The organism is Ignavibacteria bacterium (assembly GCA_036262055.1).
Lineage (GTDB): Bacteria > Bacteroidota > Ignavibacteria > Tepidaquicellales > Tepidaquicellaceae > DATAJP01.
The window spans coordinates 514,206-528,727 of record DATAJP010000002.1; the positions used below are offsets into that span (position 1 = coordinate 514,206).

Here is a 14,522-nt window from a genome sequence, read left to right on the forward strand (position 1 = left end):
TTTTCAGATAATTAATTATATTTTAACAAACTCTCAACTGAAATATCTTCATCAATATCTTCCCAATGAATACCGATTCCTTTTCCTATAAGACGCCAGTTTTTTCTTTGTTTGCTGTTAGCATCTCTTAAGCGAGGAAACCATTCTAACGGAACACTCAATTCCCTGCCATCAAGCAAAATCACGCGCATCATATATTCATCAAATTTAATATCTTGCGCCAGTGAATTTAATTTATTCGTTATTAATTCCGAAGTGTTCATTCCACTTATTAATTATTAAATTTTTATGTTCTTTTACTAAATCTCTAATTTCAGTTAATTCATGTGCTTTAAAACCGGATGATCTCGCCAATTCTACAGGTTCAACCCAGAATTTAGCATATTTATCACCTGATTCAACATGAATATGAATAGGTTCATTATTTTCTAAACTGAAAAAGAAGAACCTATACCTTCTTATTTTTAAAACAGTTGGCAATTACTTTTTGTTTCAATACCTCTTCAATACTTCATCAACAGGTGTGTATTTAAACTTAAACGCATCTGCTACACCTTTGTAAGTAATGATTCCGTTTATCATGTTCAATCCGAGCTTAATCTCCTGATTTGACTTTATCGCCGCAATCGCGCCTTTGTTCGCAAGCTCAACTGCATAAGGAAGCGTTGCATTCGTCAGAGCAATCGTAGAAGTGAACGGCACTGCGCCCGGCATGTTCGCTACGCAGTAATGAACAATGTCGTTCACAACATAAGTCGGATTAGCGTGTGTTGTCGGATGACAGGTTTCGATACATCCGCCCTGGTCAACCGATACGTCAACAACAACAGCGCCCGGCTTCATAAGCTTCAACATATCTTTTGTGATAAGCTTCGGAGCTTTTGCGCCTGCAATCAAAACTGCGCCGATAACCAAATCAGCTTCCTTAATTGCTTCGCGGATATTATAAGGACTGCTCATCATGGTCTGAATGTTTTTCGGCATAACATCATCAAGATATCTCAAGCGGTATAAATTATTATCCATAATGGTAACTCTTGCGCCGAATCCCGCTGCAATCTTTGCTGCGTTTGTTCCGACGATACCGCCGCCCAAAATTACAACATTAGCTGGCTGTGTTCCGGGAACGCCGCCGAGAAGCACACCGCGACCGCCCATTGTTTTCTCAAGATACTTTGCGCCTTCCTGCGGAGCCATTCTTCCAGCAACCTCACTCATCGGAATAAGAAGCGGAAGCGAGCCGTCAGGTTTCTGAACAGTCTCATATGCAATTGCGATACATTTGTTTTTCATCATTGCTTCGGTAAGCTCTTTTGATGAAGCAAAGTGAAAATAAGTGAACACTGTCTGCCCGGCTTTGATTCTTTTATACTCCGGCTTAATCGGCTCTTTAACTTTCATAATCATATCAGCAGTATCGAAAACATCATCCGGAGTTTTCAGCATTGTCGCGCCGACTTTTTTGTAGTCCGCATCCGAAAATCCGCTTCCCACACCTGCTGTCTGCTCGACGTAAACTTTGTGCCCGTTTCTCACAAGTATCTCCGCACCCATCGGTGTCAAAGCAACTCTGTTCTCGTTGGTTTTAATCTCTTTTGGAACACCTATTTTCATATAGTTATATTAGTTTATATTAATTTTTGATAAAAATTGAATCATTCGATAAGTCCATAAAAATACTGTATTTACAGGAGGGATTCAATGAAGAAGAAATGAATATAAAATTACTTTTTGGGTAAAATTTCAGCAGAATTAAATTGAACAAATTTATCCCAATCAACAGAACCATCATTTTTACAAAAGGTATCAGCAAATTCTTTTGTAAATTTATTTATCATTTGCGAATATGATTGTATGAAGTCATCATTTCTTTCCTTTGCTTTAAAGCCTAAAGGTTTAATAATTTTTATATATAATTCCTTATCACCAGATATAAATTGCCAAAATTTTTGACCGCAATATTTAAAATAACTACCTTTATCAGATTTATTTTCTCTGCCGTAACAACAACCGTTTACAGCAACTACATTTAATTTTGAATTACTTGTTCTTAAAGTTCTTTTTGCTCTATCAAAATCTTCAATTAATTTTTTTACTTGACTACTATTGCCCCAATTTGGACCTGATTTTATAGTAATAATATATCTGATTTTTTCCTTATCAAACTCTAAATCAATGCCTGGTATTCCTGATTTTCTGCCCTTATAAACTTTTTCGTTTATAAATATTGCAAGTCCTTCAAGCCAATCTCCAAATATTGTTTCTTCTTGTGAAGATATATAAGCATCTGTTAAACTTTTTATTATATCTTGTGCCGTAAGAATATATTTGGCTTTAAAAAGATAAGGGTTCTTTTTACTTAAAACCTTGATAAGCTTAAGATTATTTAAACCCGAAATTCTTTTTTGATGAAAAACACCTATGTTTTTTTCAACGTACCGCGATACGTCTTTCAAATTTAGTGTCTTCATCTTCTTTTTTGTTTTTAAACAGAGATAATTTTGAGTATGACAGCCTTTCTTTGACTAAATCGTAGTATTCGGGAACAATATCAATTCCAATGGAATTTCTTTCCATCCTATTTGCAACGACTATTGTAGTTCCTGAACCCATAAATGGATCAAGAACTGTATCACCTATTTTAGTAAATAATTTTATAAACCATTCAGGTAATTCTTCGGGAAAAGCTGCACTATGTTTCTTGTTATTACATTCAGTTGCAAGATGTAAAACATTTGTAGGATATGCCTTATCTCTTTCCACCCAATTAGAGATATTTTTTCCAAAACCGCTCTTAACTTTGGAGTTATCCCTTTTTTTATCTGTATCTGAAAGATTCTTTAATCTAGATTTAGCCCAATCTCCCATCGGAACCATAACTTCTTCCTGATACATACTAAAACTTTTTTCTTTGTTAAACTGTATAAGTCTTTCCCAAGAATCTCTAAATCTATTTGGCCATTTTCCGGGATAACTGTTTTTTTTATGCCAAATAAATTCTTCTGTCCATAACCATCCCTGTTTACGCATTTCTATAATTAATTCTAAAACATATGTTGCGCGTTCACTTTCAATAACTTTTTCTTTAATATTAAGAATAAATGTTCCTGTAGGTTTTAAAACACGTAAAAGCTCTTTAGAAATAGGTAAAAACCATTCTACATATTTATCGGGATGAATACCTCCATAGGTATTCTTTCTTTGATCTGTATAAGGAGGGGACGTTACTATTAAATCAATTGAGTTAGATTTAAGTTTTTTTAATTCTTCTTTAGAGTCTCCAAGGAATAAATCTGTTTGCATATTGTAAATATACATTAGTATATAGAATTTTAAAATTCTTAAATAAAGTAAATTCCCCCTCACTTCTCTCTTTATACTTTTTCCTCAACTGCTTATATTTAGATTTCAAACCTCAATTAAGTTACATTTTTGGCAGACACAAAAGACCTGGCTGAAGAATTCATAAAATTTTATGAGCTGATGAACCGGCTGAGAGCGGAATGTCCCTGGGATAAAGAGCAGACTCACAAATCCTTGCGCAGATGCCTCCTCGAAGAAACTCATGAAGTCCTCGATGCGATTGACTCCGGCGACATGACCGAACTAAAAAAAGAGCTCGGTGACGTGATGCTTCAGGTTCTCTTTCATTCCGTAATGGCGGAGGAAACGGGCGACTTCACTCTCGTCGATGTTATGAAAACCGAACAGAAAAAATTAATCGACCGCCACCCGCATATTTTTGGTGACGTGAAGGTTGCAAACTCAGACGAAGTAAAAGTTAACTGGGAAAAGCTCAAAGCAAAAGAAGGAAGAAAGTCTGTTCTCGACGGAATCCCCGGCGAGCTTCCCGCGCTTTTCAAAGCATATAGAATTCAGGAGAAAGCGTCGAAAGTCGGCTTCGACTGGAAAGAAGAAGCTCCCGTTCTCGATAAAATCTCCGAAGAGCTTGAAGAGCTGAAGGAAAACGTTCAGGCAAATAAAAGCAAAGAAGAAATCGAAGACGAACTCGGCGATTTGCTGTTTTCAATAGTGAACTATGCGCGTTTCTTAAAAATAAATCCTGAAGACGCTTTAAGAGGAACGATAAAAAAGTTTTCATCGAGATTTCAAAAGATAGAAGAGTTCGCAAAGTCTAACAACAAACAGCTTGAAGACATGACACTTGAGGAAATGGACGCAATCTGGGAAAAGGCAAAATAAATTTACCGCAAAGGCACAAAGACTCAAAGCTTAAAAAACTTTACACAGAGTTCACAGAGAAATACCAAGAGAAACAAAAAAAATAAATCGATAAAGTACCACAAAATGTCATTCCAGCGAAAGCGGGAATCCAAAAAAAAATATCGAGAAAAGGTATTTATTTTATATTCAAAGAAGTTAATAGAGACAAACTAATAATTTTTTGTTCGTGAATTTTATTTTTTCTCTGTGTCCTCTGTGTAGATTTTTGGAGAAGGAAGTTTTTAAACAATGCTTAAAGACAACGCAGTCGGTGTAATAATATTCAAGAAGTTCGGCGACAAGAATGAGAGTGAGATAAAATATCTCCTCCTCAAAGCTCATAAATGGGGCACGTTCCCAAAAGGACACATAGACGCAGGAGAAGCTAAACTCGATGCGGCTCTCCGTGAGCTTTTTGAAGAAACAGGAATCAAAAGCGATGAAATAAAGCTTATCTCTGAAGATATTTTACTCACACAGCAATATCACTTCAAAGATAATAAAAAAGGACTTATACAAAAAACAAATGAGTTTTATTTTGCAGAAGTGCAGAATGATAAAGTCACGATAGACAACGATGAAATTTCCGAATACAGATGGTGCACAATGAACGAAGCTTTGAAGCTCTCCGAATACAAAAACTTCGAAGAAGTCATCATCAAAGCTGATGAAATTGTAAAAAAATTTTTAAATAAAAAATAAATCCCTATTGCTTCGTAAAGAGTGCCTGCAAGAAGAAGTAAAAATCCCCTCTCGAGAGGGGTGGCTCCAACGAAGTTGGAGACGGGGTGTGTAAAGAGTTATGAAAATTTTCCTCAACAATAAACTAAGTTCCTATAAGAAACATCAAGTCTGGATCCCTGCTTTCGCAGGGATGACATATCTGTTTTTTATTTTATTTCTTTTTAATCCCAATAACGTTCTCGCTTCACCTTCAAACGACCCGGTTCTTGAGCTTCAAAAAAGATTAGATGAAATCGTTGCGGCGGCTGACTGCAACGTCTCGGTGCAAATCGTAAGCGCGTCTAAATATGATATGCTTTATTCTTATAACCCTGAATCGCGCATGATTCCCGCTTCAATCACCAAGCTTGTTACTTCGGCAATTGCGCTTGAATTTCTCGGGTCAAATTACAAATTCAAAACAATCGTCTATACAGACGGCACCGTTACCGATGGCAATATAGAAGGAAACATTTATCTTAAAGGTTTCGGCGACCCTGATTTAAACTCATCTGACATAGCAACTCTCGCGCAGCGTCTTTCGGAAAAAGGAATAAAATCCGTTTCAGGAAATTTATATTACGATGAGTCGTTTTTAGATAATAATTATTACGGGCTTTCAAATTATTTTAAAGGTGATACACGCTCAAATTACTGGCCTTATGTTAGCGCTATAAATCTGGATAAAAATCAGGGCGGCTATAATCCCGCTTCAACCGCTGCCGATTTGCTCGCATCGGAAATCGTTCGTCTCGGAATAGTCTTTAACGGCAATATTACATCAGGCGTTACTCCCCCTGCGGCAAAAGAACTCGCAGAAGTTTCGCATGAAATCTTCGACGTGCTTTCATATATGAATAAAGAAAGCGATAACCATTCTGCAATCACTGTGTTCAAAGTTGTCGGCGCAGTTCACGGCGGAATTCCGGGTTCTCTTGAAAAAGGAACTCAAGCCGTAGTCGAGCTTCTTACCTCAATGGGTCAGGACCGTGGAAGCTTTGAAATCCTCGAGGGTTCTGGACTTACAAGACAAAACATGGTTACGTCAGATATGTATATGCGTCTTTTGAAATACATGTATGACGACGTTAAAAATTTTGATTTCTTTTATCAGACTCTTGCAATCGGTGGATATGACGGCACACTCAGAAAAAGAATGATTGGGGGCGAAGCTGAGAGAAACGTTCATGCCAAAACCGGAACATTAAACGGTGTGAGCACTCTTACAGGTTACGCAATTTCACGTGACAACGAACTTATAATTTTTTACATAGCAATGAACGGTTTCTCAGGCAGCAATACATATTACAAAGACATTCAGGACGCTATCTGCGAAGCTATCTGTCAGTTCACAAGAAAATAACAAGAAGTAATTTTTTCACCATTAAGTAGAGTTCCTGATTTTAATAAATATTTATGTAGCCGAACCCTTTGGGTTCGTTTAAACGAAAGCTGAAGCTTTCGCCTACCATTTTTTTAAATTAGGACATCACCAAAGATTACCTATGCTTACTCCATTAGAAAAGAAAAATGTCTTTCATTATTTCGTCACCGATATAAGCGTTTTCATAAGTGTTTACCTCTCTTTTCTAACGATGGTGTGGATTGATTACACAAAGTTTCACTCATCGGCACAGCTTGGTGTAATCGGCTTTGCGCAGAACGTGCCTTTTATGCTTTTCAGTGTTTACGGGGGTGTAATCGCTGACCGCTATAACCGCAGAAAAATAATCATCAATTTCAATTTCATCTTTGTAATCCTCGCGCTCGTCGTATTTTTCATTTTTATAACAAACAATCTTACTTATCCTGTTATTTTAATTTGCTCGTTCATGCTCGGCGGATTTTTTTCTTTATATTACCCCTCAATGATTGCAATTGTAAAAGACATGATTGCAGATGAAAAAGAATTCCCGAAAGTCATGGGTGCTGCCGCATCTAATGCAAAAATCGGACAGCTTATTGCATCATCTTCATTCAGCTTTTTAATTGCTGCATTCTCCGCAGCAGGCACGTTCCTCAGCGCATTCATTTTTAACGTAATCGCTTACTTTTCTTTTATGCGTGTAAAGGGAGTTCAGCAGCAATACCAAACCAAAACCGAAGGGGTTTTCCAACAGATAAAGACCGGGCTAAGCTATACATTTCAAAATAAAGTCCTGCTCGGAATAATCCTTGCCGCAACCGCAATCAGCTCGGTATTTGTATTCGTAACATTTCAGCTCGTAGCAATAGACTCAACCTTTATGGGAGGAGGTTCATCCCAGCTTGGAGTGCTGTTTATAGCGGGTGCAGTCGGCGGACTTACTTCCGGAATCTATCTCGGCAAAAGAAAGTCAACAAAAAACTTGCTATGGTTTTTAATAATTTGTATTTTTGTTTCAGGGGCATCTCTCATAGGACTTGCTTTTTCAAGAACGTTATGGTTAAGTTTTATTTTTGCGATGGGTGTTGATTTTGCTTTCATAGCAACGATGGGTATGAGCAATACTTTGCTTCAGCTTTTATCAGACCCCGACAAATGCGGAAGAGTGCTCGGAGTCAACACAATGTTCTGCTGGGGAGTTTCTTCCGTCATCATGATGCTGTTCGGTTTTTTTATTTCATCATTGGGATTGCAGACAATAATGATTATAGTAAGTTTGTTGGTCTTGGCAAGCGGAGTAATTTATATCGCTGCTCTTAAGTTTCAAAAACCGGTCTTCAGTAAATTATACAAACTGAGAAATATTCCTGATGCAAGTATTCCTTACTGATTAAATATTTTTTATAAAACAATTTTAATTTATGTAAGAATGTCTACTACCGTAAAAGAAGTTGAACAATCCGATGTCGATTCGGGTGTTGATGTAACCCGCAAGCTTGAACTTTACAACTCCGCTCATTACTGGGACGATGTTGTCCGCCAGCTCAACAAAGCAACCGGCTACGATTTTTTGCACTGCGAACAAATTGCCGTCATTGCGCATACAAAAGGTAAAGCCATCATAAAATCAGGTGAAGTTCAGGAACTTAAGCGTATCCAATCGGTGTTAAATGAAATAAATCTAAAGACTAAAATCGTTTAGATTTCATCAAATAAACGCCAAATAATCAACTACTTAAACATTATCCTTTTAAGCTAAGCAAATAGTGTCATTCTGAGCGAAGCGAAGAATCTCGTTTTTCTTACCTGAAATTCTTAATTTATTCAGAATTACAAGAGATGGATTTTTAGAATATATTAGTCAGGAGTAAATAATATTTTGCCTTATAAGTTAGAATCACAATACAAGCCAACCGGCGACCAGCCAAAAGCAATCAAAGAGCTTACCGAAGGAGTTTTAAGAGGCGACAAGTACCAGACTTTTCTTGGTGTCACCGGCTCGGGGAAAACTTTTTCGATTTCAAACGTCATACAAAACGCGGGCAAGCCCGTGCTTGTAATGTCGCATAACAAAACTCTTGCCGCTCAGCTTTACGGCGAGTTCAAAAGATTTTTCCCGGAAAACCGCGTTGAGTTTTTTATTTCATATTACGATTACTACCAGCCCGAAGCTTACGTGCCTTCTTCGGATACTTACATACAAAAAGACTTATCCATAAACGAAGACATCGACCGTCTCCGTCTTCGCGCAACATCGGCAATCCTCGAAGGAAGAAAAGACGTTATCGTCGTTTCATCGGTGAGCTGTATTTACGGTATCGGTGCGCCTGAAGAATACGCCGCGCAAATGATAGTACTTCGCGTCGGACAAAAAATTTCCCGCAAAACTTTATTATCGAATTTCATCGACATACATTACGTCCGCAATGATTACGAGTTTTCACGCGGTACGTTCCGTGTTCGCGGTGACGTGATTGAAATCATTCCCGCTTATGAAAACGACATCGGAATCCGCATAGAGCTTTTTGATGACGAGATTGAAAAAATTTCTTACATCAACCGCATTGATGGTAGTGTTGTCGGAAAAGACATAAGCGTTGCTATTTATCCCGCAAAATATTTCGTAAGCAGTAAAGACAAAGTTCAGGCAGCAATCGTCAACATAAAAGAAGAGCTTAAAGACCAGATAAATTATTTCCAAAAACAGGGTAAGCACATCGAAGCGCAAAGAATCGAACAACGCACGAATTTCGATATAGAAATGATTCAGGAAATCGGCTACTGCAGCGGCATAGAAAACTATTCGCGCCACATGGACGGCAGACCAGCGGGCTCACGCCCGTCGTGTTTGTTTGATTACTTCCCGAAAGACTTTTTACTCGTCGTCGATGAATCTCACGTAACCGTTCCCCAGATTTCAGGAATGTACAACGGCGACCGCATGCGCAAGAAAACCCTTGTCGAACACGGCTTCAGACTGCCGTCTGCGCTTGACAACCGTCCAATGACATTCGAAGAATGGGAGGGAATGGTCAATCAGGCAATCTTCGTGAGCGCAACTCCGGCAAACTATGAGCTTGAAAAAAGCGAAGGCGTTATCGTCGAACAGATTATCAGGCCGACCGGTTTGCTTGACCCAGAAATTCAGGTGCGTCCCGTTAAAAATCAGATTGATGATTTAATAAACGAAATCAGAAAGCGTTCTGTAAAAGGCGAACGTGTGCTTGTTACCACACTCACAAAACGAATGAGCGAAGACCTTACCGATTACCTTTTTGACATCGGCATAAAAGTAAAATACATGCACTCCGAAGTCGATACTCTCGACCGCATAAATATTTTGCGCGGACTCCGTCTCGGTGAGTTTGATGTGCTTGTTGGTGTCAACTTGTTAAGAGAAGGCCTCGACCTTCCCGAAGTTTCTCTCGTTGCAATTCTCGATGCCGACAAAGAAGGATTCTTGCGTTCCGAAAAATCTTTGCTTCAGACCGCAGGAAGAACCGCGCGTAACGTAAACGGTCTTGTAATTTTTTACGCGGATAAAATCACCGACTCAATGGCAAAGGTTATTGCAGAAACCGCGCGCAGAAGGCAAATTCAGGAAGAATACAATAAAAAACATAACATCGAACCGAAAACCGTTTATAAATCATTTGAGGAAATTATGTCTACGACAATCATCGCCGACAGCAAAAGCAAAAATACCGAAGAATACGGCAGACCAAAACGTGACGACAAGAAAAGCGGCATAAGAGAAATGACGGGTGTGCTTGATAAAAAAATCACAAAGGAACAGCGCAATGAATTAATAGACCAGCTTCGAAAAGAAATGGTTGAAGCCGCTAAAGATTTGGAATTTGAACGCGCCGCCGAACTTAGAGATGAAATAGATAGATTGGACGGAAAGTAATTAATTATACCTTATCCCGCATCTCGGACAACCGGAATGAATGTTTTTCATTCTGGTACCTGCAATTACAAATATAATTCCTATAATAACCGGAGTTAAAAGAGTTCCCATAATAATCATTGCCCAGCCGCTTGTTGATATTGTTGCATAATGATAAGGGTAAACTTTTTGATGGCAATAAGGGCATTCTATTTCACCGGGTCTTAATTGCGAATAAACAGGGTTAACATACTCAGCTTTTGGAATTACCGGTTTACGCTCAACGGGCAGAACACTATAATCCATTTTTTTAACATCATATTGTTTCGCGTTAATAAAAACCGGTGATTTATATTTGCTGTCAATCGACCGTTCTTTTATATATAAAGGATGTATATGTTCGAGATAAAATTGTGTATCGTTTTCACGATAATGATTTGCAATTGAATCGAACTTTGCTCTGTCGTTTTTAAAATATTCTTGAAGTTGTTCTGGGGTCGGTTTCTCTTCCATTTTTTTAAAATAAAAAAACTTTTTTAAAAATTCTCTTTCAAAAATCTCTTATCCTTCCTCCAATCTTTTCGCACCTTAACAAACAGTTTCAAAAAAACTCTTCTCCCAAGCATCTTCTCAATTTCAATCCGCGATGATTCACCGATTTTCTTAATCATTGAGCCGCCCTTGCCGAGAATAATCCCTTTCTGTGATTCCCTCTCGACAATAATATCCGCATTTATGTAATCCGGTTTCCCTTCCGCTTCACGCTCCTGAAACTCGGTTATGTTTATGAAAACACTATACGGAATCTCCTCGCTCAAAAGTTCAAGTATGCTCTGCCTGATAATCTCCGCCGCATAAAACCTCTCCGACTTATCCGTTACTTCATCTTCATTAAATAAAAATTCTCCCTCCGGCAAATCATTCACAAGCTCTCTTTTCAGCGTATCGATGTTAAACTTTTCCTTTGCAGAAACAGGAATAACATCACCGCTGTAAGTTTCTTTTATCGCATTCCCAATCTCAACAAGCTTGTCCTGGTCAATTGCATCAATCTTATTCAAAACAAGAATATATTTTTTATCCTTAAAAAACTTCCCGTACTGTTCCTGCACTTTCTGAAATTCTTTTACATCAAAATTCGATACATCGACAATATGCGCAATCACATCCGAACCCTTCATTGCATTCCTGATTTCATTCGCCATCACCGTCTGCATTTCATACTTCGGCTCCAATATCCCCGGCACGTCGGTAAAAATTATCTGGTAATCATTCTCCGTGAGTATCCCGAGAATTTTATTCCTCGTTGTCTGCGGCTTCTTATTCACAATGCTCAGGTTCATCCCTATCATTGCGTTCATCAGTGTTGACTTCCCCGCGTTCGGCAGCCCGAACAGGCACACATATCCGCATTTAGTTTTCATAAGTCGAATAAATTATTTTATAATTTTTATTTGTTCCGGTGAGTTCAAAATTATCTGAGGTTTTTTGTTATATTCACTTATAATCCCTGTCAGCTCAACATTCTTTTTCTCATAAAAACTTAAATTACCAAATTTAGCATATTTTGAAGCAAATATTACTCCCGCGAAAGTATTTTTAGGATATTTATCGTCAAAATTCAGGTATGAAACTTTGTTTCTTTTGGTCACCTGTGCAACAACACCGGCAATAATCACCTCCTTGCCTATGTTAACCCCGGCTTCGGAAGTTGTGATCCTTTTAATTTCTTTTAAACTATCCGGCTTATTTGAGCCTGCTTCGCGTGAATCTTTCTTGTCTAAAACATTTTCAATCTTAACTGTATCATTTTTGTTGCATGAGAATAATACAATCAAAAGAAATGTGAGAGATGCTGCTCTCACTTTTTCTTCATGTTTGATTTTGAGTTATCGAGAAATGGCTGGATTTCTTCTTTGAGTGACTTATCAAGTGCAAGCGCATGCTCAAAATCATTTACGGCAAGTTCATATTTTTGCAGATACATATTTGCAATTCCCCGAAGCTCATATGCCTGTGCAAAAGATGCATTATTTTTTATTGCATTAGTAAAATCATCAACTCCTTTTTGCCAGTTTTCCATCTGCATGTAAATTGCACCGCGGTTAAAATATGCTTCGGTATATCCCGAACGAAGCTTCAATGCTTTTGTGAAATCCATAATTGCATTTCCGAAAACACGCTTATCACCGTAAATCATTCCGCGATTATTATAAGGTTCCGGGTTGTCGGGATTTAACATAATCGCTTTTGTAAAATCATCGAGTGCTTCACTGTCCTGTTTCAATTCTTTTTTCGTTTGCCCCCTGAGGTTAAAATAATCGGATTGGGATGTGTCTATCTGGATGGCATTGTCAAAGTCAACAAGCGCATCACGGTATTTTTTTGTGTTAAACTTTACTGTGCCTCTTTTGTAATATGCCTCCGCATTGTTTGACACCATCGTCATATAAAGGTCAAAAAGCTGCAATGCCTCAACATAACTTCCCGAGTTAAGCGCTGTCGTTCCCTGGCTTAAAATTGCATCGGGGTCATTTTGCGCGCTTCCTTCTTTAGTGTTCGAAAAAAGAAAAAAGAAAAAGAGAACCAAAATTAAATAAAATTTTTTCATCTTATTTTTAATTTAATTTGCTCCATAAAATCATTTACCTTTGGCTGCATATCCGGAGCTATTTCAATGGCTGTTTTCAAATCATTCAAAGCCAGAGTATATTCCTGCATTGAGTTCAAAATATATGCCCGTATAATAAGTGCCTGATAATTTCTGGGATAAATGTCTATAGATTCGTTTAGGTCACTCAGTGCTTTATCATAAATATTTTTATTGTAAAAATATACCGCTCTGTCAAAAAATGCCTTATAGTTCTGCGGATTTATTTCAATCGCTTTGTTAAAATTTGCAAGTCCTTTTACTGAATCTCCCTGGGATAGATTAATTAGCCCTTTATATCTATATGCATCTGAAATCTGCGGGTCATATTGAATCGCGTTATCAAGGTCACTCATAGCCAGATCATTCTGTGTGTTTCCATAATATGCCACTCCGCGGTTAAAATATGCCACTGCGTTTCCGGGACTGTTTTGGATTGCGCTCGTTAAATTGCTTATTGCGTTGGGATAATCTTTCTGCGATATATATAAGATTCCAAGATTGATGTAAGCTTTTATGTTTTTTGGGTCAAGTTGAATAGCTGTTCCGAAATCGTTAATCGCGCTTTGATAATTATTCAAACCAAAATATGCTTCTCCTCTCAGGTTATATGCTTCCGAACTCTGGGTTTTTATCTGGATATATTGCGTAAGCCAATTTATTGCAGTTTTATAATCTTGCCCAAGCAATGCTTCTTTTCCGAATCCAAAAATCTGGTCAGGAGTATATTGAGCTTTTGCTTGCTCTGAAAAATATCCCGACAAAATAAAAACAATAAAACATAGTAATTTTTTCTTCATAAATTAATTTTTTGCTTCGATTAAATAAGCTTCAACCTGAGGTTTAAATCCGGGATTTAGTTTTATTCCATATTCCATATCTTCAACTGCTTTCTTTTTATTACCGAGCATTAGATAAGCGATTCCCCTTCTGCAGAAAGCTTCCGCGTTTTGCGGGTCAAGTTCAAGAACTTTATCATAGTCTTTAATTGCAAGCTCATGCTTTTTACATTCTTTATACAATGCGCCGCGCGTATTAAGAACATTAACATTGCCGGGATTTATTTCAAGGGCTTTATTCAGAGCATCAAAAGCTTTTATTGTATCTCCTAAATTAAAATGGACAACAGATATGTTTCTGTATGTTTCCGGATTGTCCGGGTCTGAAAGCAAAGACCTGTCAAATATTTTTATTGCATCATCAATATAGCCGACTTTCAGATATGTCGCTGCAAGAGAATTTAATGTTGAAGTATTTGTCGAATCATATAACAGAGATTTTTTAAAATCCTCAATGGCATAAGCATAATCTCCTTTCATCGTATAAACAACACCCCTCCCTGAAAGCGCCGGTGCCGAATTTGGATTTTTATCAAGAACCTCATTATAAATTTTCAATGCATCATCCGGCATGTTTGTAAGAAGCAGAATGTTTGCTTTGCCCACGTATCCTTTTGAGCTGTCGGGACTTAATTTTATATATTCATCATAAAGCTTATATGACTCCGTGTAATTCGCTTTGCCGAACTCCTCAGATGCTCTGTCGTATATCTCCTCAGGGTTGCTCTGAGCAAAAATCAGACCGGGAAATATCAAAAATAGTATAATTTTTACGGATTTTAACATATTACAAGTTACTTACATAGTTTATTATTTAAAATAGATTTCGGT

17 protein-coding genes are annotated in these 14,522 nt (G+C 37.7%); 6 read left to right on the forward strand and 11 right to left on the reverse strand.

All coding sequences use genetic code 11. The annotated features are described in order from the left end of the window. Positions 1 to 11 precede the first annotated feature (11 nt). The 5 genes from VHP32_04120 to VHP32_04140 form a co-directional block, all read right to left on the reverse strand. Entirely contained in the window at positions 12 to 263 is a 252-nt protein-coding gene (locus VHP32_04120; GenBank protein ID HEX2787068.1) for a DUF2442 domain-containing protein, read from the reverse strand. Beyond that, the gene (locus VHP32_04125; protein ID HEX2787069.1) at positions 235 to 480 is read right to left on the reverse strand and encodes a DUF4160 domain-containing protein; all 246 of its coding nucleotides are present in this window, start codon (positions 478 to 480) and stop codon (positions 235 to 237) included. Before VHP32_04125 ends, VHP32_04120 begins: the two co-directional genes overlap by 29 nt. A 12-nt stretch (positions 481 to 492) precedes the next feature. Continuing rightward, the gene (gene ald, locus VHP32_04130) at positions 493 to 1,614 is read right to left on the reverse strand and encodes an alanine dehydrogenase (GenBank protein HEX2787070.1); all 1,122 of its coding nucleotides are present in this window, start codon (positions 1,612 to 1,614) and stop codon (positions 493 to 495) included. 110 nt (positions 1,615 to 1,724) lie between these two features. Beyond that, entirely contained in the window at positions 1,725 to 2,471 is a 747-nt protein-coding gene (locus VHP32_04135; protein HEX2787071.1) for a PmeII family type II restriction endonuclease, read from the reverse strand. Next, complete coding sequence (locus VHP32_04140) at positions 2,431 to 3,303, reverse strand: site-specific DNA-methyltransferase (GenBank protein HEX2787072.1); 873 nt, start codon at positions 3,301 to 3,303, stop codon at positions 2,431 to 2,433. Before VHP32_04140 ends, VHP32_04135 begins: the two co-directional genes overlap by 41 nt. 129 nt (positions 3,304 to 3,432) lie before the next feature. Here VHP32_04140 and mazG point away from each other — a divergent pair, with 129 nt between their 5' ends. The 6 genes from mazG (at position 3,433) to uvrB (ending at position 10,223) form a co-directional block, all read left to right on the forward strand. After that, positions 3,433 to 4,203, forward strand: coding sequence for a nucleoside triphosphate pyrophosphohydrolase (gene mazG / locus VHP32_04145; protein ID HEX2787073.1), 771 nt, complete (start codon positions 3,433 to 3,435; stop codon positions 4,201 to 4,203). A gap of 270 nt (positions 4,204 to 4,473) precedes the next feature. Then, positions 4,474 to 4,926: an NUDIX domain-containing protein gene (locus VHP32_04150; GenBank protein HEX2787074.1), complete on the forward strand. Its 453-nt coding sequence runs from the start codon at positions 4,474 to 4,476 to the stop codon at positions 4,924 to 4,926. A gap of 100 nt (positions 4,927 to 5,026) precedes the next feature. Further along, positions 5,027 to 6,310, forward strand: a complete 1,284-nt coding sequence (gene dacB, locus VHP32_04155; GenBank protein HEX2787075.1) for a D-alanyl-D-alanine carboxypeptidase/D-alanyl-D-alanine-endopeptidase — start codon at positions 5,027 to 5,029, stop codon at positions 6,308 to 6,310. A gap of 142 nt (positions 6,311 to 6,452) precedes the next feature. Next, positions 6,453 to 7,703, forward strand: a complete 1,251-nt coding sequence (locus VHP32_04160) for an MFS transporter (protein HEX2787076.1) — start codon at positions 6,453 to 6,455, stop codon at positions 7,701 to 7,703. 39 nt (positions 7,704 to 7,742) lie between these two features. Beyond that, entirely contained in the window at positions 7,743 to 8,015 is a 273-nt protein-coding gene (locus VHP32_04165) for an ATP-dependent Clp protease adaptor ClpS (protein HEX2787077.1), read from the forward strand. 174 nt (positions 8,016 to 8,189) lie between these two features. Continuing rightward, on the forward strand, positions 8,190 to 10,223 hold the full coding sequence (gene uvrB, locus VHP32_04170) for an excinuclease ABC subunit UvrB (protein ID HEX2787078.1): 2,034 nt from the start codon (positions 8,190 to 8,192) through the stop codon (positions 10,221 to 10,223). Here uvrB and VHP32_04175 read toward each other — a convergent pair whose 3' ends face one another. From VHP32_04175 to VHP32_04200, 6 genes are read right to left on the reverse strand one after another with little or no spacing between them, the layout of a single operon-like run. After that, positions 10,224 to 10,715: an LITAF-like zinc ribbon domain-containing protein gene (locus tag VHP32_04175; GenBank protein HEX2787079.1), complete on the reverse strand. Its 492-nt coding sequence runs from the start codon at positions 10,713 to 10,715 to the stop codon at positions 10,224 to 10,226. Between the two features lie 23 nt (positions 10,716 to 10,738). After that, positions 10,739 to 11,626, reverse strand: coding sequence for a GTPase Era (gene era / locus VHP32_04180; protein ID HEX2787080.1), 888 nt, complete (start codon positions 11,624 to 11,626; stop codon positions 10,739 to 10,741). A 12-nt stretch (positions 11,627 to 11,638) separates the two neighbouring features. Next, on the reverse strand, positions 11,639 to 12,067 hold the full coding sequence (locus VHP32_04185) for a hypothetical protein (protein HEX2787081.1): 429 nt from the start codon (positions 12,065 to 12,067) through the stop codon (positions 11,639 to 11,641). Continuing rightward, positions 12,064 to 12,813, reverse strand: a complete 750-nt coding sequence (locus VHP32_04190; GenBank protein ID HEX2787082.1) for a tetratricopeptide repeat protein — start codon at positions 12,811 to 12,813, stop codon at positions 12,064 to 12,066. The genes VHP32_04185 and VHP32_04190 overlap by 4 nt, the downstream gene beginning before the upstream one ends. Then, the gene (locus VHP32_04195) at positions 12,810 to 13,652 is read right to left on the reverse strand and encodes a tetratricopeptide repeat protein (protein ID HEX2787083.1); all 843 of its coding nucleotides are present in this window, start codon (positions 13,650 to 13,652) and stop codon (positions 12,810 to 12,812) included. Before VHP32_04195 ends, VHP32_04190 begins: the two co-directional genes overlap by 4 nt. A 3-nt stretch (positions 13,653 to 13,655) precedes the next feature. Continuing rightward, entirely contained in the window at positions 13,656 to 14,477 is an 822-nt protein-coding gene (locus tag VHP32_04200) for a tetratricopeptide repeat protein (protein ID HEX2787084.1), read from the reverse strand. Between the last annotated feature and the right edge of the window lie 45 nt (positions 14,478 to 14,522).